At 65.8% G+C, this 19,040-nt stretch carries 16 protein-coding genes; 13 read left to right on the forward strand and 3 right to left on the reverse strand.

Annotated elements, in window-relative coordinates; translation table 11 throughout:
* The first annotated feature begins 89 nt into the window (after positions 1-89).
* A complete protein-coding gene (locus tag GD429_RS23925) occupies positions 90-575 on the forward strand; it encodes an Lrp/AsnC family transcriptional regulator (protein ID WP_006408082.1) in 486 nt (161 codons plus the stop codon).
* Positions 576-660: 85 nt separating this feature from the next.
* Here the strand turns inward: GD429_RS23925 and GD429_RS23930 are convergent, their stop codons facing one another.
* Positions 661-1,194 carry a class IV adenylate cyclase gene (locus GD429_RS23930; RefSeq protein ID WP_152860518.1) on the reverse strand — a complete coding sequence of 178 codons (534 nt, stop codon included), beginning with the start codon at positions 1,192-1,194 and terminating at the stop codon, positions 661-663.
* Positions 1,195-1,354: 160 nt separating this feature from the next.
* Complete coding sequence (locus GD429_RS23935) at positions 1,355-2,254, reverse strand: LysR family transcriptional regulator (RefSeq protein ID WP_152860520.1); 900 nt, start codon at positions 2,252-2,254, stop codon at positions 1,355-1,357.
* A gap of 470 nt (positions 2,255-2,724) precedes the next feature.
* On the opposite strand from GD429_RS23935, the gene GD429_RS23940 reads away from it, so the two are divergent.
* The 6 genes from GD429_RS23940 to GD429_RS23965 all read left to right on the forward strand — a co-directional run bounded on the left by GD429_RS23940 (position 2,725) and on the right by GD429_RS23965 (position 9,648).
* Positions 2,725-4,410, forward strand: a complete 1,686-nt coding sequence (locus GD429_RS23940; protein WP_321574820.1) for a GMC family oxidoreductase — start codon at positions 2,725-2,727, stop codon at positions 4,408-4,410.
* Positions 4,411-4,853: 443 nt separating this feature from the next.
* The gene (locus tag GD429_RS23945) at positions 4,854-5,633 is read left to right on the forward strand and encodes an ABC transporter ATP-binding protein (protein WP_006477266.1); all 780 of its coding nucleotides are present in this window, start codon (positions 4,854-4,856) and stop codon (positions 5,631-5,633) included.
* Complete coding sequence (locus GD429_RS23950; protein ID WP_152860522.1) at positions 5,630-6,385, forward strand: ABC transporter ATP-binding protein; 756 nt, start codon at positions 5,630-5,632, stop codon at positions 6,383-6,385. Before GD429_RS23945 ends, GD429_RS23950 begins: the two co-directional genes overlap by 4 nt.
* A gap of 76 nt (positions 6,386-6,461) precedes the next feature.
* Complete coding sequence (locus tag GD429_RS23955; protein WP_152860524.1) at positions 6,462-7,661, forward strand: ABC transporter substrate-binding protein; 1,200 nt, start codon at positions 6,462-6,464, stop codon at positions 7,659-7,661.
* 128 nt (positions 7,662-7,789) lie between these two features.
* Entirely contained in the window at positions 7,790-8,674 is an 885-nt protein-coding gene (locus GD429_RS23960; protein WP_152860526.1) for a branched-chain amino acid ABC transporter permease, read from the forward strand.
* Positions 8,674-9,648: a branched-chain amino acid ABC transporter permease gene (locus GD429_RS23965; protein ID WP_193727181.1), complete on the forward strand. Its 975-nt coding sequence runs from the start codon at positions 8,674-8,676 to the stop codon at positions 9,646-9,648. The genes GD429_RS23960 and GD429_RS23965 overlap by 1 nt, the downstream gene beginning before the upstream one ends.
* Positions 9,649-10,139: 491 nt before the next feature.
* On the opposite strand, the gene GD429_RS23970 is transcribed toward GD429_RS23965, so the two are convergent.
* The gene (locus GD429_RS23970) at positions 10,140-10,538 is read right to left on the reverse strand and encodes a hypothetical protein (protein ID WP_152860530.1); all 399 of its coding nucleotides are present in this window, start codon (positions 10,536-10,538) and stop codon (positions 10,140-10,142) included.
* Between the two features lie 224 nt (positions 10,539-10,762).
* On the opposite strand from GD429_RS23970, the gene GD429_RS23975 reads away from it, so the two are divergent.
* From GD429_RS23975 to rsmG, 6 genes are all read left to right on the forward strand, one after another.
* Positions 10,763-11,920, forward strand: coding sequence for an ABC transporter substrate-binding protein (locus GD429_RS23975; RefSeq protein ID WP_152860532.1), 1,158 nt, complete (start codon positions 10,763-10,765; stop codon positions 11,918-11,920).
* Positions 11,921-12,120: 200 nt separating this feature from the next.
* A complete protein-coding gene (locus GD429_RS23980) occupies positions 12,121-13,176 on the forward strand; it encodes a branched-chain amino acid ABC transporter permease (RefSeq protein WP_152860534.1) in 1,056 nt (351 codons plus the stop codon).
* 4 nt (positions 13,177-13,180) lie between these two features.
* Positions 13,181-14,965, forward strand: coding sequence for an ABC transporter permease subunit (locus tag GD429_RS23985; RefSeq protein ID WP_152860536.1), 1,785 nt, complete (start codon positions 13,181-13,183; stop codon positions 14,963-14,965).
* The gene (locus tag GD429_RS23990; protein ID WP_152860538.1) at positions 14,965-15,720 is read left to right on the forward strand and encodes an ABC transporter ATP-binding protein; all 756 of its coding nucleotides are present in this window, start codon (positions 14,965-14,967) and stop codon (positions 15,718-15,720) included. The genes GD429_RS23985 and GD429_RS23990 overlap by 1 nt, the downstream gene beginning before the upstream one ends.
* Before the next feature lie 624 nt (positions 15,721-16,344).
* Positions 16,345-18,315, forward strand: coding sequence for a tRNA uridine-5-carboxymethylaminomethyl(34) synthesis enzyme MnmG (gene mnmG / locus GD429_RS23995; RefSeq protein WP_105390373.1), 1,971 nt, complete (start codon positions 16,345-16,347; stop codon positions 18,313-18,315).
* Entirely contained in the window at positions 18,312-18,998 is a 687-nt protein-coding gene (gene rsmG, locus GD429_RS24000) for a 16S rRNA (guanine(527)-N(7))-methyltransferase RsmG (protein ID WP_152860540.1), read from the forward strand. The genes mnmG and rsmG overlap by 4 nt, the downstream gene beginning before the upstream one ends.
* Positions 18,999-19,040 lie beyond the last annotated feature (42 nt).

The raw sequence follows: 19,040 nt of genomic DNA on the forward strand, positions 1-19,040 counted from the left end.
TGCACGCGGAATGGGCGCAAAGTTGGCGTTGATTTGCGTGATGATGCGATAATCTCGCATCAAATTACGAATCAATGCGGAGAATGCTCATGCTGGAACTCGATCACTTCGATCTCGCGCTGCTGGACGTGCTGCAGCGCTTCGGTCGCGCGACGCATCAGCAACTCGGCGAGGAGGTGCCGCTGTCGCCGTCGCAGATCGGCCGGCGGCTGCAGCGGCTCGAGGCGGCCGGCGTGATCGAAGGCTATCGCGTGATGCTGCGGCCCGAAAAGCTCGGGCTCGGCGTCACCGCGTTCACGAGCCTGAAGCTCAAGCACCACGGCGATTCGATCATCGAGCAATTCCAGCAGCAGATCGACGTGTTGCCCGAAGTGCTCGAATGCCATGCGGTGGTGGGCGATGCGGACTACCTGCTGCGGATCGTCGCGCCCGACCTGAACGCGCTGTCGCAGTTCGTGATGAAGAAGCTGATGCGCGTGCCCGGCGTCGACAGCGTGCGCTCGAACATCGTGCTGACGACCTTCAAGCGCAACGGGGCGCTGCCGCTCGCGCACCTGGCACCCGGCGCCGCGTGACGCGGCGGCAGGGCCCGCGTAATCCCGTTATTGGCGGGAACCGGCCCCAGGCGGTGCGCGCCGCACCGCCGCCAGCGGGGCCGGATCAGGTCGCTTCTTGCTGCGTGTCGGCGTTCAGCAGATCGACGTACGCGACCGCGACCAGATCGTCCTGCGATACCCCGAGCTTCGTGAACACGTCGTGCGCTTCGGCTTCGCCGCCGGCTTCGTCATCGTCGGGGCCGAGCACGACTTCCAGTTCGATGAAGTCGCCGAGGCCGTCGACACGGTCGAGGTGGATGCGCGTGCGGCCCGCGAGGTACACGTGCCGCTCCTTCGTCACGATCCCGCGCGTGGTCAGCGCGGTCGCGAGCAGCGCGTGCATCGCGTCGGGATTCGTCACGGGGCTGCGCGTGTAGTACGACGCCTTCGGGCCGTCGCGGTCGTCGCGCTGGTAGAAGATCAGTTCGGCCGGCGTGCCGTCCTCGAAGCGGCGCAGCTTCAGCCGGCCGCGCGGCACGTCATAGAAGAAATCCTGCTGGCGGTAGAACAGCGGCGCTTCGGTCGCGAGCGTCGCCGCGCGTTCGCGCAGCTGGTCGAATTCGCGGGCGCGGGCTTTGATCTCGATGTTGCGGGCCATGCGGGTCTCCTTCAATCAGGGGTCTCGCGGTGTGCGAACGCACAATCTAGCAAAAAGGCGGCGGCGGTGGCGTGACGACGGGCCGGGGGCGGCGAGATGACGCGTGTTGCGTGCGACGCCGGCGCGCGGCGCGTGGCGGCCGCGCCTTCATCAGCACCGCTCATATCGCCCACTGGGCTTCGATCAGCCGCAGCGCGGCTGCGATCGCCGGCTCGTCGCGCCGCTCGGCGAGCGTCACGAACGTCAGTTCGGTCGGCACCGTCACGCGTTCGACGATCGTCAGCGCGTGCGCGTGCGCTTCGGCCAGCGCGGTCGAGTCGCGTGCGAGCGTCAACCCGATGCCCGATTTGACGAGGTCGAGCATCGACTGCTCCTGGTCGACCTCGGCGACCTTCACCGGCTGCGCGCCCGCTTCCGCAAAGCGCCGCGACAGCAGCCGGTGATGCGCGGATGCCGGCGGCGTCCAGATCCACGGCAGCGCGGCGAGCGCGCGCCAGTCGTGCGCGCGCTGCACGCGCTCCTTCCAGCCGGCCGGCGCGAGCACGCGGTACTGGAAATGCGTGAGCGTGACGGTGTGGAACAGTGCGCCGTCGAGCGAATCATCGTCGCCGGGTCGGCCGATGTAGTAGCCGACGTCGAGCGCCTGCGCGCGCACCTGTTCGATCACCCAGCCCGACATCCCGTGCCGCAGCGCCGTCTCGATCTGCGGATGGGTCTCGACCAGCGCGCGCAGGAAGCCGCCGAGCCGCAGGAAGCCGGGATCGAGGATCGTGCCGATCCGCAGCCGGCCGCGCACCTCGTGCCGCAGCGCGGCAGCGGCGCGCTGCACGTCGGCGGCCGCGGCCAGCGCGCGTTCCGCGTGCGGCAGCAGCGTCTGGCCGTCGCGTGTGAGCGCGAGCCCGCGCGACGTGCGCGTGAACAGCGCGACGCCGAGCGTTTCCTGCAGATGCTTGATCTGCAGGCTGACGGCCGGCTGCGTCAGGTGCAGTTGCGCGGCGGCGCGCGTCAGGTTGCCTTCGCGCGCGACCGTCGCGAACGCGCGGAGCAGGGTGAGATCCATCGTCGTGATATGAGCGCTGCTTATAACGCAGTTCAGCATAACTCATTGGATCGGCGGCCGGCAGCCGGAGTACGCTTCATCGGTCGCGTCGCCGGCGCGTTTCGGTCAACCTGGCCGGGAGTGCGGCAGGGCAGGTGGGTGCTGCTGCAGACACCCGCCGCGACGCACTATGCTGGAAATGATGCGCGGCATCGCAGCGCGCGGGATAAAACAACGAGATTGCATGGGACCAGCGTAGGCGCTGAAGCACTAACTCCATCCAGCCACGCCATGGGGTCCGAGTAAGCGCTAAAGCACTTGCGCGGCGCACAACAACGAACTTTGCATGGGACCACCGTAAGTGCTGAAGCACTAACTCAGGTCGACCGCCGTGGGGATGGAGTAAGCGCTAAAGCACTAACTCCATCCAGCCACGCCATGGGACCCGAGTAAGCGCTGAAGCGCTAACTCGGGTCGACAGGAGACAAGCAGTGACTACACAACGCACGGTCGAAGGCGAATTCGATTACGTGATCGTCGGCGCGGGCACCGCGGGCTGCGTGCTCGCGAACCGCCTGACCGAGGATCCCGACATCCACGTGCTGCTGCTCGAAGCGGGCGGCAAGGACGACTATCACTGGATTCATATACCGGTCGGCTATCTGTATTGCATCGGCAACCCGCGCACCGACTGGCTGTACAAGACGCAACCCGAAGCGGCGCTCAACGGCCGCGCGCTGTCGTATCCGCGCGGTCGAGTGCTGGGCGGCTGCTCGTCGATCAACGGGATGATCTACATGCGCGGCCAGCGCGAGGATTACGACAGCTGGGCGCAGGAAACCGGCGATGCAGGCTGGTCGTGGGACAGCGTGCTGCCGATCTTCAAGCGCAGCGAGGATCACCATGCGGGCGCGAGCGACGCGCACGGCGCGGGCGGCTACTGGCGCGTGGAGAAGCAGCGGCTGCGCTGGGAGATCCTCGAATCGTTCGCGCAGGCCGCGCAGCAGACGGGCATTCCGGCGACCGACGATTTCAACCGCGGCGACAATTCCGGGGTCGGCTATTTCGAGGTGAACCAGAAGCGCGGCGTGCGCTGGAATACGTCGAAGGCGTTCCTGCGGCCCGCGATGGCGCGCCCGAATCTGACCGTGATCACCGGCGCGCACGCACAGCGCGTGATCTTCGAAGGGCGGCGCGCGGTCGGCGTCGAGTATCACGGCGGCGGCACCGATTATGTCGCGCGTGCGCGTGCGGAAGTGCTGCTGACGTCCGGCGCCGTGAATTCACCGCAATTGCTCGAACTGTCGGGTGTCGGCTGCGGCCGGCGGCTCCAGGCGCTCGGCATCGACGTCGTGCAGGATCTGCCGGGCGTCGGCGAAAACTTGCAGGATCACCTGCAGTTGCGGATGGCGTTTCGCGTCGAAGGCGTGCGCACGCTCAACACGCTGTCCGCGCACTGGTGGGGCAAGCTGATGATCGGCGCCGAATACGCGTTGCTGCAGCGCGGGCCGATGTCGATGGCGCCGTCGCAGCTCGGCGCCTTTGCGAAATCCGATCCAGACGATCCCGCGCTCACGCGCCCCGATCTCGAATACCACGTGCAGCCGCTGTCGCTCGAACGCTTCGGCGAGCCGTTGCACAGCTTCAACGCATTCACGGCATCGGTCTGCCATCTGCGGCCGACGTCGCGCGGCAGCGTGCATGTCACGAGCGCCGATCCGGGCATCGCGCCCGCGATCGCGCCGAACTATCTGTCGACCGACCACGATCGCCATGTCGCCGCGAACGCGCTGCGCCTCACGCGCAGGATCGCGTCCGCGCCGGCGCTTGCGCGCTATCGCCCCGAGGAAATCCTGCCGGGCGTGCAGTATCGGACCGAGGCAGAACTGATCGAAGCGGCCGGCGCCGTCGGCACGACGATCTTCCATCCGGTCGGCACCTGCCGGATGGGGCGTGCCGACGATGAACGCGCGGTGGTCGACAGCCGGCTGCGCGTGCGCGGCATCGCGGGGCTGCGGATCGTCGATGCATCGGTGATGCCGTTCATTACGTCGGGCAACACCAATTCGCCGACGCTGATGATCGCCGAGCGCGCGAGCGACATGATCCGTGCCGATCGCCGCGCGGTGCGCGACGCGACGCCGGTGCGAACGGAAGCCACGGTCACGGCTGCGTGACGGAACGCTGACATGCGCGACAGCGGGCCGTCATATTCGTGCTCGCTGATTCGATATGCGAAACAAGCTGCCTTTGTATTAGCCGTGCCGGTTGCAGCGGTTCGACCGGCAAGATCCATGCAAGGTGCGCGGTTTTTTTTCGTTGCGCGTATGCCGGGCCTTGCGAGCGATCAACAATCGATGATGCACGTGTCAAAAAAACGTGGTGAAGAACCGTGCATGGCCGCATGCGCGATGGCGGCCAGCCCTATAAGTGCAAATCCCGATGATTGCACTGCACCAACGGCGCGACAATGTTGCGCAATGTGCATACGCGTCGGCGCGGGAGACCACCCTCGAGGCGTACCACGGCGCCCGGGGGCAGCCGGCTGATCCGCTGACCTGTTCGCGGTCGCTTGCACCTCGCTTCCCGGTGCTTCGCCTGACTTCGTACGGAAGGGAACATGATTCTCGGCGACACGATTCTGGAAACACGCGGACTGACGAAGGAATTCAGGGGTTTCACCGCCGTGAACGGCGTCAACCTGCGTGTGCGGCGCGGTGCGATTCATGCGCTGATCGGGCCGAACGGCGCGGGCAAGACCACCTGCTTCAACCTCCTCACCAAGTTCCTGACACCGACGGCCGGCCAGATCGTCTTCAACGGGATCGACATCACCGACGAGCGGCCTGCGCAGGTGGCACGGCGCGGCATCATCCGTTCGTTCCAGATCTCGGCCGTGTTCCCGCACCTGACCGCGCTGCAGAACGTGCGTATCGGCCTGCAGCGCGCGCTCGGCACCGAATTCCATTTCTGGCGCAGCGAACGCACGCTGAAGCGGCTCGACGACCGCGCGATGGATCTCCTCACGCAAGTCGGCCTCACCGATTTCGCGCACGTGCCGACCGTCGAACTCGCGTACGGTCGCAAGCGCGCGCTCGAGATCGCGACGACGCTCGCGATGGAGCCCGAACTGATGCTGCTCGACGAGCCCACGCAGGGGATGGGCCACGAGGACGTCGACCGCGTGACCGCGCTGATCAAGAAGGTCGCGAGCGGCCGCACGATCCTGATGGTCGAGCACAACATGAACGTGATCGCGGGCATCTCCGACACGATCACCGTCCTGCAACGCGGCGAGGTGCTGGCCGAAGGCTCGTATGCGGAGGTGTCGAAGAATCCGCTCGTCATCGAGGCCTACATGGGCAGCGCCGATGCGGCGCTCGCGGGGGCGCACGCATGAAGCACAGCGAACGGGAGGAACGCGAATTGAGCGGCGTCGAGAGCGGTACGCCCGCGCTGGAGATCACGGGCCTGGAGGCCTGGTACGGGGAATCCCACATATTGCACGGTGTCGACCTGACGGTGCATCGCGGCGAGGTCGTCACGCTGCTCGGCCGCAACGGCGCGGGCCGCACGACGACGATGCGCGCGATCATGGGCCTCACGGGGCGCCGCAGCGGGTCGATCAAGGTCGCGGGCAATGAGACGATCGGCCTCGCGACGCACCGCATCGCGCATTTCGGCATCGGCTACTGCCCGGAGGAGCGCGGAATCTTCTCGAGCCTGTCGTGCGAGGAGAACCTGATGCTGCCGCCGCCGATCGGGTCGCGCGAGCATGCGATGTCGCTCGACGAGATCTACGCGATGTTCCCGAACCTCGCGTCGCGCCGGCAGAGCCAGGGCACGAGGCTGTCCGGCGGCGAGCAGCAGATGCTCGCGGTCGCGCGGATCCTGCGCACCGGCGCGAACCTGCTGCTGCTCGACGAGATTTCCGAAGGTCTCGCGCCGGTGATCGTGCAGGCGCTCGCGCGGATGATCGTCGCGCTGAAGGCGCGCGGCTACACGATCGTGATGGTCGAACAGAATTTCCGCTTTGCCGCGCCGCTTGCCGACCGCTTCTACGTGATGGAGCACGGCCGCATCGTCGAGCATTTCCGCGCGGCCGAACTGGAAAGCAAGATGCCGACCCTGCACGACCTGCTCGGGGTGTGACGCCGCCCCGTTTCCCTTGCCGCTAGCCGTGGCGGCCTCGAACAACCACAACGCATCAGAACAACAGGAGACGTCAATGAAAATGAAGACCCTCGCACACGCCTGTCTCGCGTTCGCGACCGCCGCGTTCACTGCCGGCGCCGCGCATGCCGCGGATACCGTGAAGATCGGTTTTGTCACCGACATGTCGGGGCTTTACGCGGACATCGACGGCCAGGGCGGCCTCGAGGCAATCCGCATGGCGGTCGCCGACTTCGGCGGCAAGGTGCTCGGCAAGCCGATCGAGGTCGTGTACGCGGATCACCAGAACAAGGCGGACATTGCCGCGTCGAAGGCGCGCGAATGGATCGACCGCGGCGGGCTCGACCTGCTCGTCGGCGGCACGAATTCGGGGACGGCGCTGGCGATGGCCAAGCTCGCGGCGGAAAAGAAGAAGGTCTACATCAACATCGGTGCGGGCGCGGACACGCTGACGAACGAGGAGTGCACGCCGTACACGGTGCACTATGCATACGACACGATGGCGCTCGCGAAAGGCACCGGCTCGGCGGTGGTGAAGCAGGGCGGCAAGACGTGGTTCTTCCTGACCGCCGACTACGCGTTCGGCAAGGCGCTCGAGAAGAACACGTCGGACGTCGTGAAGGCGAGCGGCGGACAGGTGCTGGGTGCGGTGCGGCATCCGCTGTCCGCGTCGGATTTCTCGTCGTTCCTGCTGCAGGCGCAATCGTCGAAGGCGCAGATCCTCGGTCTCGCGAACGCGGGCGGCGACACGATCAACGCGATCAAGGCCGCGAAGGAATTCGGCATCACGAAGACGATGAAGCTCGCCGGGCTGCTGATGTTCATCAACGACGTGCACAGTCTCGGCCTCGAGACGACGCAAGGCCTGGTGCTGACCGACAGCTGGTACTGGAACCGCGATGCGGTTTCGCGCCAGTGGGCGCAGCGCTACTTCGGCAAGATGAAGAAGATGCCGTCGAGCCTGCAGGCCGCCGACTACTCGTCGGTGACGACCTACCTGAAGGCCGTTCAGGCTGCCGGCACGACCGACTCCGACAAGGTGATGGCCGAGCTGAAGAAGGCGAAGATCAACGACTTCTACGCGAAGGGCTACATCCGCACGGACGGCAGCATGATCCACGACATGTACCTGATGGAAGTGAAGAAGCCGTCGGAATCGAAGGAGCCGTGGGACTACTACAAGGTGCTCGCGACGATTCCGGGCGAACAGGCGTTCGGGACCAAGCAGGAAACGCGCTGCGCGCTGTGGAAGTAAGCGCGACGTAGCGGCGCGCGCGGGCGCGCCGCACGGTGGAGGCTGCAGCGATGTGCCCGCTGCGCGGCCCGCGTGCGCAACGCAGTAAGGTTGCGCACGCAACGAAACTCATACTGACGGCTAAGTCGATGGAAATCTTTGGCATTCCGTTGCCGGCGATGCTGAGCCAGCTGTTGCTCGGGCTCGTCAACGGCTCGTTCTACGCGATCCTGAGCCTCGGGCTCGCGGTGATCTTCGGGCTGCTCAACGTGATCAACTTCGCGCACGGCGCGCTGTTCATGCTGGGTGCGATGCTCGCGTGGATGGGTCTGTCGTACCTCGGGCTGCCGTACTGGGCGATGCTCGTGCTCGCGCCGCTGGTCGTCGGCGCGTTCGGGATCGCGATCGAGCGCTCGATGCTGCGCTGGCTGTACAAGCTCGATCACCTGTACGGGCTGCTGCTGACGTTCGGCCTGACGCTCGTCGTCGAGGGCGTGTTCCGCTCGATCTACGGCGCGTCCGGCCAGCCGTACGACGTGCCGTCGCAGCTTTCCGGTGCGACCAACCTCGGCTTCATGTTCCTGCCGAACTACCGCGCGTGGGTCGTCGTCGCGTCGCTCGCGGTGTGCCTCGGCACGTGGTTCGTGATCGAGAAGACGCGCCTGGGCGCGTACTTGCGCGCGGGCACGGAGAACCCGAAGCTCGTCGAGGCGTTCGGCGTGAACGTGCCGATGATGATCACGCTCACCTACGGTTTCGGCGTCGCGCTCGCCGCGTTCGCGGGCGTGCTGGCCGCGCCGGTGATCCAGGTGTCGCCGCTGATGGGCCAGCCGATGATCATCACCGTGTTCGCGGTGGTCGTGATCGGCGGGATGGGGTCGATCCTCGGCTCGATCGTCACGGGCCTGATGCTCGGCGTGATCGAGGGTTTCACGCGCGTGTTCTATCCCGAAGCGTCGGCCACCGTCGTGTTCGTGATCATGGCGATCGTGCTGCTGTTCCGCCCGGCGGGCCTCTTCGGCAAGGAAAAATGATGCAGAGAAAAGTGCTCTACGGCGTGCTGCTCGCCGCACTGCTCGCCGCGCCGTTCATCGGCGCGTATCCGGTGTTCGTGATGAAGGTGCTCACGTTCGCGCTGTTCGCGGCCGCGTTCAACCTGCTGATCGGTTATACGGGGCTGCTGTCGTTCGGCCATGCGATGTTCCTCGCGACCGCCGGCTACGCGACCGGCTATTCGATGCAGACGCTCGGTTTCACGCCGGAGCTCGGCGTGCTCGTCGGCACCGTTGCCGCGACGCTGCTCGGGCTCGTCGTCGGGCTGTTCGCGATCCGCCGGCAGGGCATCTACTTCGCGATGATCACGCTCGCGTTCGCGCAGATGGTCTACTTCATCTACCTGCAGGCGCCGTTCACGCACGGCGAGGACGGCCTGCAGGGCGTGCCGCGCGGCCACCTGTTCGGGCTGCTCGACCTGTCGAACGACGTCGCGCTGTATTACGTCGTGCTGGCGGTGGTCGTCGCCGCGTGCGCGTTCATCGTGCGGGTCGTCCATTCGCCGTTCGGCCAGGTGCTCGTCGCGATCAAGGAGAACGAGGCGCGCGCGATCTCGCTCGGCTACGACACCGACCGCTTCAAGCTGCTCGCGTTCATCCTGTCCGCCGGGCTCGCGGGGCTGGCCGGCTCGCTGAAGGTGCTCGTGCTCGGCTTCGAGACGCTCTCCGATGCGCACTGGACGATGTCGGGCCTCGTCGTGCTGATGACGCTCGTCGGCGGGATGGGCACGCTGTTCGGGCCGCTCTTGGGCGCGGCGCTGATCGTCGCTTTGGAAGACCGACTCGGCGACATCGGCGAATGGCTCGCGTCGACGACGGGCGTCGCGTGGTTCCATTCGCTCGGCGAATCGACGACGATCGTCACCGGGCTGATCTTCATCGCGTGCGTGCTCGCGTTCCGGCGCGGCATCGTCGGCGAGATCGTCGCGCGGATCAAGCCGCTCAGGGCGTCCTGAGCGCGTGCAGCGCGCATCGCGGCACGTTGATGCGAAGCACCATCCGGCGCACTCCGGAAGGGCGTCGCAACGGGCTCGGGCCGGCGCCGCGCGGCAGACTGGTGCCCCATTTTCGTGCGGCGATGCACCATAGGGGTAAATGCTAAGTTGCCGTGGTGCTTAAGCCTCTTTAAGATTCACTTCAGTTCTGATGCACCGCGAAACGAATTTGCAGGTGGAGAACGAGGAGACAATCGAGGCACAAAGTGCCCGGACCCCAAAGCGCTGTTGGACGGAATCCAACAGCGCTTTTTCATTTGCGTGCACGGATTTCCACCGATGGTGCATCGGCCTGCGCAATTGCCGTATTCCGCGCTTGCATTCGCACCGCGCCTTTTCCGCGCTTCGCCGCGTCCCCCGTTTTTCCCTTTCCCGCAATCCGGTCGCAGACGGTGCGTTGCGATGCGCAGGCCGTCCGGGCTTACCCGGTTGGCGTGCGCGAAACGCGTCCGTTACACTTGGCTTTCGCCGACCGCGCGGTCGGGAAAATCGGTCGGCAGTTCTCCTACAAGCACAATGCAGAAGAGGGAGTACGGTTGGATGAGCAGCGCAGGACGATGGATCGGGGCAGGAAGGGCGGCTGGCGCCGCTCGTTCGTCATTGGGCACGCATCCGTATTTCCCGGCCTTCCCGAGCCGTCCTGCGGCCAGTACGCGCGTTCCGGCGCGATTCGCCGGCATGGCGCCTTCGCCGGTCGTTGCGCTCGCACCCGTCTCGGCATGAGCTGCCGCTTTCCCGATCTTTCGCCGCCGGCGCGCGTGGCCGGGCCGAGCCGGGCCCGCGCACCTTCCGGCAATCGTTGCGCACGCATCGATCGCCCGCGCGATCCCGCATTTCTTTGCCTTCTTCATCCTGACGACACTGCTGCTGCGCATCGTGGCAGTCGAACGAACGTGTCGACCGCGAGGCACGCGCATGCGCCGCGCCGTCGGGATCCTGTTGCGGTGGCGGCGTTTCACGGGAAAACGAGCGTAGGCGCGGCAATTAGAGATAGTTAAATTATTAACTTGTTTGGGAAACGGGAGCCGCCCGAGCGACCCGCGGATTTTTCGAGCAGCGTTTGGAGACAACGTAAATGAAGATGAATCGATGGATGGAGGCCGTGCTTGCCGCTGGCCTCGTGTGCGCGGCGGCCACGGCGTCGGCGCAGGTGAAGATCGGCGTGACGCTGTCGGCCACCGGGCCGGCCGCCTCGCTCGGGATTCCGGAAAAGAACACGATCGCATTGCTGCCGAAGGAAATTGCGGGCAAGAGCGTGCAGTACATCGTGCTCGACGACGCGTCCGACACGAGCCGCGCGGTGCAGAACGTGCGCAAGCTGATCGACGAAGATCACGTCGACGCGATCATCGGATCGTCCGTCACGCCGAACTCGCTCGCGATGCTCGACCCCGTGTCGCAGGGCAAGACACCGACGATCTCGCTCGCGGCGAGCGCGCAGATCATCGCGCCGATGGACGCGAAGCGCGCGTGGATGTTCAAGGTGCCGCAGAACGACCAGCTGATGGCCGACGCGATCGCCGGCTACATGGCGAAGCACGGCGTGAAGACGGTCGGCTTCATCGGCTTCGCCGATGCGTACGGCGACAGCTGGTACAAGACGTTCAGCGCGGCGGCCGAGAAGAACGGCCTCAAGATCGTGTCGAACGAGCGCTTCAACCGCACCGATGCATCGGTGATGGGGCAGGTGCTGAAGCTGATGGGCTCGAATCCGGATGCGATGCTGATCGCCGGCTCCGGCACGCCGGCGGCGCTGCCGGCCAAGACGCTGAAGGAGCGCGGCTACAAGGGCAAGGTCTACCAGACGCACGGCGTTGCGAACAACGACTTCCTGCGCGTGTGCGGCAAGGATTGCGAAGGCGAGATCCTGCCGGCCGGCCCGGTGCTCGTGACCGACCAGCTGCCGGATTCGAACCCGGTGAAGAAGGCGGCGCTCGGCTACAAGGCCGCGTACGAGAAGGCCTACGGCGCGGGCTCGCTGGCGACGTTCGGCGGCCATGCGTGGGATGCGGGACTGCTGCTGCAGCGTGCGATTCCGGACGCGCTGAAGAAGGGGCAGCCGGGCAGCGAGGCATTCCGCGAGGCGCTGCGCGCGTCTTTGGAAAGCGTCAAGGATCTGCCCGTGTCGCACGGCGTGATCAACATGACGTCGACCGATCACAACGGCTTCGACACGCGTGCGCGCGTGATGGTGCAGATCGTCGACGGCAAGTGGAAGCTGCAGGCCGAGTAAGCATCGCGTGAAACCGGCGTGCGCGGCGCGAACGGCGCCGAGCACGCCGTCGGCAGGGCGCCGGGCCTGACGGGCCGCGTCCGTGCCGCATGGAACCGCCGGGGCCCGCCGCATGGCGCCTGACGCGCCGATCTTGCCGTCCGTGCGTTCCGGCCGTTCCCGTCGCCGTTTTTCCGCAGCATTCTCGATACAAGACACGTATGGATCTCTCGATTGCGGCGATCCTCGCGCAAGACGGCATCACGACCGGCGCCATTTATGCATTGCTGTCGCTGGCGCTCGTGCTGGTGTTTTCCGTCACGCGGGTGATCTTCATTCCCCAGGGCGAATTCGTCGCCTACGGTGCGCTGACGCTTGCGGCGTTGCAGGCGCAGAAATTTCCCGCCACCTGCTGGCTGCTGTTCGTGATGGGCGTCGCGTGCTTCCTGCTCGAAGTCGGCGGCCTGATCCGGCATCGCGAACGCCGCCATCAGCTCGGCCGCACGCTCGCGACGCTCGGCAGCCGCTACATCCTGCTGCCGCTCGCGGTGTTCGCGATCACGCGCAGTTTTGCCGCGCAGCCGATGCCGATGCTCGCGCAGATCGCGCTGACGCTTGCGATCGTCGTGCCGATGGGGCCGTTCGTCTACCGGCTCGTGTATCAGCCGATCGCCGAAGGCACGACGCTGCTGCTGCTGATCGTGTCGGTCGCCGTCCATTTCGCGATGGTCGGCCTCGGGCTCGTGATGTTCGGCGCGGAGGGCTCGCGCACCAACGGATTCTCGGATGCGTCGTTGTCGATCGGCAGCATGACGGTGTCGGTGCAGAGCATCCTGGTCGTCGTCACGGCACTCGTGCTGATCGGCGCGCTGTACGTGTACTTCGGCCGCACGATCGCGGGCAAGGCGCTGCGCGCGACGTCGGTGAACCGGCTCGGCGCGCGGCTCGTCGGCATCGGCACGACCGAAGCAGGGCGGCTCGCGTTCACGTTCGCGGCAGGGCTCGGCGTGCTGTCCGGGATCCTCGTCGGCCCGCTGACGACGATCTACTACGACTCGGGCTTCCTGATCGGCCTTAAGGGTTTCGTCGGCGCGATCATCGGCGGCCTCGTCAGCTATCCGCTCGCGGCCGCCGGCTCGCTGCTCGTCGGCGTGCTCGAATCGTATTCGTCGTTCTGGGCGAGCGCATACAAGGAGGTGATCGTGTTCACGCTGATCATTCCGGTGCTGCTGTGGCGGAGCTTCGTGTCGCCGCACGCGGAAGAGGAAGAGGAGTGACGCGATGAAGACGATGGTACGCAACAAGACCTTCTGGGTGTTTCTCGTGGCGCTGTTCGCGCTGCCGGTGCTGCCCGGCGTGCTGCAGGTACCCGAGTACTGGATCACGCTGCTCAATTACATCGGCCTTTATGCGATCGTCGCGATCGGGCTCGTGCTGCTGACGGGCGTCGGCGGGATGACGAGCTTCGGGCAGGCCGCGTTCGTCGGCATCGGCGCGTATGCGACCGCGTTCCTGACGACGCGGTACGGCGTGTCGCCGTGGCTTGCGCTGATCGTCGGCGTCGTGCTGACGGCGCTCGTCGCGCTGGTGCTCGGCGCGGTCACGATGCGATTGTCCGGGCACTTCCTGCCGCTCGGCACGATCGCGTGGGGCCTCGCGCTGTTCTACCTGTTCGGCAACCTCGAGCTGCTCGGCAAGTACGACGGGATCAACGGGATTCCGGCGCTGAACCTGTTCGGCATCGCACTCGAAAGCGGCCGCAGCCTGTATTTCCTGATCTGGGCCGTCGTGCTGGCCGCGATCGTGTCGGTGCAGAACCTGCTGAACAGCCGGCCGGGCCGCGCGATCCGCGCGCTGCGCGGCGGCGGCGTGATGGCCGAGGCGATGGGCGTGAACACCGCGTGGATGCGCGTCGTGATCTTCGTCTACGCGGCCGTGCTGGCAGCCGTGTCGGGCTTTCTGTACGCGCACCTGCAGCGTGCGGTGAACCCGACCCCGTTCGGCCTGAACCACGGGATCGAATTCCTGTTCATGGCCGTGGTCGGCGGCGTGTCGCACGTATGGGGCGCGGTGCTCGGTGCGGCGATCCTCACCGTGCTGCAGGACTACCTGCAGACGCTGCTGCCGAAGCTGCTCGGCTCGGAAGGCAACTTCGAGATCATCGTGTTCGGCGTGTTGATGGTGCTGCTGCTGCAGTACGCGCGCCAGGGCGTGTGGCCGTTCGTCGCGAGGCTGTTCCCGCGCGGGCCGCGCGCGCATGTGCCCGAGCATGCCGATCCGTTGCCGCAGCGTGCGAAGCCCGCGGCCGGCGAGCCGCTGCTCGTGGTCGACAACGCACGCAAGCAGTTCGGCGGGCTCGTGGCCGTCAACGACGTGAGCTTCGATGTGAAAGCAGGGCAGATCATCGGGCTGATCGGCCCGAACGGCGCCGGCAAGTCGACCACGTTCAACCTGGTGACGGGGGTGCTGAAGCCGACGGGCGGCACGATCACGTTCCGCGGCGAGCGCATCGACGGGCTCACGTCGCGCCAGATCGTCCGGCGCGGCATCGGCCGCACGTTCCAGCACGTTAAGTTGCTGCCGGCGATGACGGTGCTCGAGAACGTCGCAATCGGCGCGCATCTGCGCGGCCAAACCGGTGTCTGGCGCAGCATCGCGCGGCTCAATGCACATGAGGAAGCGCAGTTGCTGGCCGAAGCCGCACGCCAGATCCGCCGCGTCGGGCTTGAAAAGCATATGTACGACGAAGCGGGCAGCCTCGCGCTCGGCCAGCAGCGGATTCTCGAAATCGCGCGGGCGCTGTGCTGCGACCCGACACTGCTGCTGCTCGACGAGCCGGCCGCCGGGCTGCGCTACCAGGAGAAACAGCAGCTCGCCGACCTGTTGCGGCGGCTGAAGGCGGAAGGCATGAGCGTGTTGCTCGTGGAACATGACATGGATTTCGTGATGAACCTCACCGACCGGCTGGTGGTGATGGAATTCGGCACGCGGATCGCGGAAGGGCTGCCGCAGGACGTGCAGCAGGATCCGGCGGTGCTCGAAGCGTATCTGGGCGGGGTGGAGTGATGACGGACACGACGATGCCGATTCTCGAAGTGCGCGGGCTGGCGGTCCGATACGGGAAAGTGGAGGCGCTGCACAGCGCGGCGATCAAGGTCGGTGCGGGGCAGATCGTCAGCGTGATCGGCCCGAACGGCGCAGGCAAATCGACGCTGCTGAACGCGATCATGGGCGCGCTGCCGGTGAGCGGGCATGCGTCGGGTGCGGTCGTGTATCGCGGCAACGACGTCGGCGCGTTGCCGGTCGAGCAGCGTGTCGCGCGCGGGATGTGCCTCGTCCCGGAAAAGCGCGAGCTGTTCAGCACGATGACGGTCGAGGACAACCTCGTGCTGGGCGCGTATCGGCGCAAGCAGGCCGGCGAATCGAGCTTCCTCGACCAGCTCGATCACGTGTTCGCGCTGTTTCCGCGGCTGAGGGAGCGGCGCAAACAGGCGGCCGGCACGCTGTCAGGCGGCGAGCGGCAGATGCTCGCGGTCGGCCGCGCACTGATGGGCAAGCCCGACCTGCTGATGCTCGACGAGCCGAGCCTCGGGCTCGCGCCGCTGATCGTGAAGGAGATCTTTCATATCATCAGTGCGTTGCGCGGCACGGGCGTGGCGACGCTGCTGATCGAACAGAACGCACGGGCCGCGTTGCAGATCTCCGACTACGGTTATGTGCTGGAGACGGGCGAGTTTGCGCTGGAAGGGCCGGCGGCCGATCTTGCGCAGAATCCGCGCGTGATCGAAACGTACCTCGGGTTGGCGAAGAAGACAGCTTGATAGTCGCGGCGGGGTTCGCGGGAAACGGACGGCGTGTTTCACGTGAAACACGCCGTTTTTGTTTGTGGGGTTGGAGCAGTGCTTGATGGCCTGATGGTTCGCGGTCAGGGGATAAGTGTCCGGGGAATAGTCGGAAGTTCTGTGTGGCGGCGGGGGAGAAGCTGTCCACGGCACGGGTGATGATCCGTCGTCTCGCTCGGCAGTTAATAGTGGCTTGGTCCACAGGCTGGATTCCTGGTGTGTGGATCTCTGCACAGGCTGGCGATGTGTCGAATCGCGGGGGATAAGTGCCGGACCAACAACATGGAAGTCTGTGAGGGGGGGCACAGGATCTGGTGCCAAGGTTGTCGTGCCGGCCACAGGAATCGATGTCGATCTGTCCTCTGCGGGTCATTTCCCCGCTGATCTGTTTTTTGCACAGCCACAACGATGTGCGCCAATCTGGCCGGGAGCCTTGCTGGAGAAGGCACGACTCCACGGATTCATCCATCCACAGTCGAAAAAACGACGAAATGAACGGACCCTACCATTCGGACGGCCTTCGAGTGAAAAGCGAACCCGCTATAATTCGGCCCATACATTTCTCTGATAGGTTCGTGCGCACTCCTGCGTACGGAATCCACCATGCTTTTTCCCACAGAATTTGACGTCATCGTCGTCGGTGGCGGTCATGCCGGCACGGAAGCGGCGCTGGCGTCCGCCCGAATGGGCGCGAAGACGCTGCTGCTGACCCACAACATCGAAACGCTCGGGCAGATGAGCTGCAATCCGTCGATCGGCGGTATTGGCAAGGGCCATCTGGTCAAGGAAGTCGACGCGCTGGGCGGCGCGATGGCCGCAGCGACGGACGAGAGCGGTATTCAGTTCCGGATCCTCAATTCGTCGAAAGGCCCGGCCGTGCGTGCGACGCGTGCGCAGGCCGACCGCATCCTGTACAAGGCCGCGATCCGCCACCGGCTCGAGAACCAGCCGAACCTGTGGCTGTTCCAGCAGGCCGTCGACGACCTGATGGTCGAGGGCGATCGCGTGGTGGGTGCCGTCACGCAGATCGGCATCCGCTTCCGCGCACGCGCGGTCGTGCTGACGGCCGGTACGTTCCTCGACGGCAAGATCCACGTCGGCCTGAACAACTACACGGGCGGTCGCGCGGGCGATCCGGCGGCCGTGTCGCTGTCGTCGCGCCTGAAGGAGCTGAAGCTGCCGCAGGGCCGCCTGAAGACCGGTACGCCGCCGCGTATCGACGGCCGCACGATCGACTTCTCGAAGCTGGACGAGCAGCCGGGCGACCTCGATCCGATCCCCGTGTTCTCGTTTCTGGGCCGTGCAGAGCAGCATCCGCAGCAGTTGCCGTGCTGGGTCACGCACACGAACGAGCGCACGCACGACATCATTCGCGGCGGCCTCGACCGTTCGCCTATGTATACAGGCGTGATCGAAGGCGTCGGGCCGCGTTATTGCCCGTCGATCGAGGACAAGATCCACCGGTTCGCATCGAAGGAATCGCACCAGATCTTCCTCGAACCGGAAGGGCTGACGACCAACGAGTTCTACCCGAACGGGATCTCGACGAGCCTGCCGTTCGACGTCCAGCTCGAGCTCGTGCATTCGATGCGCGGCCTCGAGAACGCGCATATCCTGCGCCCCGGCTACGCGATCGAGTACGACTACTTCGACCCGCGCGCGCTGAAGGCATCGCTCGAGACGAAGGCGATCAACGGTCTGTTCTTTGCGGGCCAGATCAACGGCACGACCGGCTATGAAGAAGCGGCCGCGCAAGGCCTGCTGGCCGGCCTCAACGCGGGCCGCTACGTGCAGGAGAAGGACGCATGGTGCCCGCGCCGCGACCAGGCATACCTTGGCGTGCTGGTCGACGATCTCGTGACGCGCGGTGTGGCCGAGCCGTACCGGATGTTCACGAGCCGCGCCGAATATCGCTTGAGCCTGCGTGAAGACAACGCCGACATGCGCCTGACCGAGATCGGCCGCGAACTGGGCCTCGTCGACGACGTGCGTTGGGACGCATTCAGCCGGAAACGCGACGCTGTTTCACGTGAAACCGAACGCCTGAAATCGACGTGGGTCACGCCGAAGACGCTGCCGCCGGAAGAGGCGACCGCGCTGCTCGGCAAGGCGATCGATCATGAATACAGCCTCGCCGAGCTGCTGCGCCGTCCGGGCGTCAGCTACGACGGCGTGTGCGGCCTGAAGGGCGGCGAATGCGGCCCGGCCGAGCCGCTCGCCGACGATCCGGTGCTGCTCGAGCAGATCAAGGAGCAGGTCGAGATCGGCATCAAGTATCAGGGTTATATCGAGCGTCAGGCGTCCGAGATCGAACGCAACGACGCGAACGAGAGCACGCGTCTGCCGGACGGTATCGATTACCGCGAAGTTCGCGGCCTGTCGTTCGAGGTGAGCCAGAAGCTCAACGAGTTCCGCCCGGAAACGATCGGGCAGGCGTCGCGCATTTCGGGCGTCACGCCGGCGGCGATCTCGCTGCTGATGGTGCACCTGAAGCGCCGCGGCCTGGGCCGCCGTAATGGCACTGCCGCAGAGGCAACGGAGCAGGGGGACGGCGCCGTCCCGACGCAACAATGACGGCGCGTCGCGCGCCGGCGGTTAATCGGGACGTACTGGAACAGATGCTCGTCGACGGCACGACGGCGCTCGGCCTCACGCTGACGGATGCACAACGCAACCAGTTGCTCGACTATGTCGCGCTGCTCGGCAAGTGGAACGCGGTCTACAACCTGACCGCGATCCGCGACCCGAAGCAGATGCTGATCCAGCACATCCTCGATTCGCTTTCGATCGTCCCGCATCTGCGTGGCCGTGCGACGGCCCGCGTGCTCGACGTGGGTTCGGGCGGCGGGTTGCCCGGGATCGTGCTGGCGATCGTCGAGCCCGACTGGCAGGTCGCGCTGAACGATATCGTGCAGAAGAAGTCTGCATTCCAGACGCAGATGCGCGCGGAGCTGAAGCTCGCGAACCTGTCGGTGGTCACCGGGCGGGTCGAATCGCTGCGGCCGGGCGTCGAAGTGCCGGAAAAATTCGACATGATCGTGTCTCGCGCCTTCGCTGATCTGTCGGACTTCGTTACACTTGCTCGACATCTGGTCGCGCCGGGCGGATCGATCTGGGCAATGAAGGGCGTACACCCGGACGACGAGATTGCGCGGTTGCCGGAAGGCAGCCGCGTGAAGCAGACGATGCGGCTGGCAGTGCCGATGCTCGATGCCGAGCGGCATCTGATCGAAGTGGCCGTCGACGAAGCGAAATGAAGGCGCGCGGTACGCGCCGATTGTTTGAAGGTAAAGGGAACA

The organism is Burkholderia sp. BE17 (assembly GCF_009362305.1).
GTDB classification, from domain to species: domain Bacteria; phylum Pseudomonadota; class Gammaproteobacteria; order Burkholderiales; family Burkholderiaceae; genus Burkholderia; species Burkholderia pyrrocinia_C.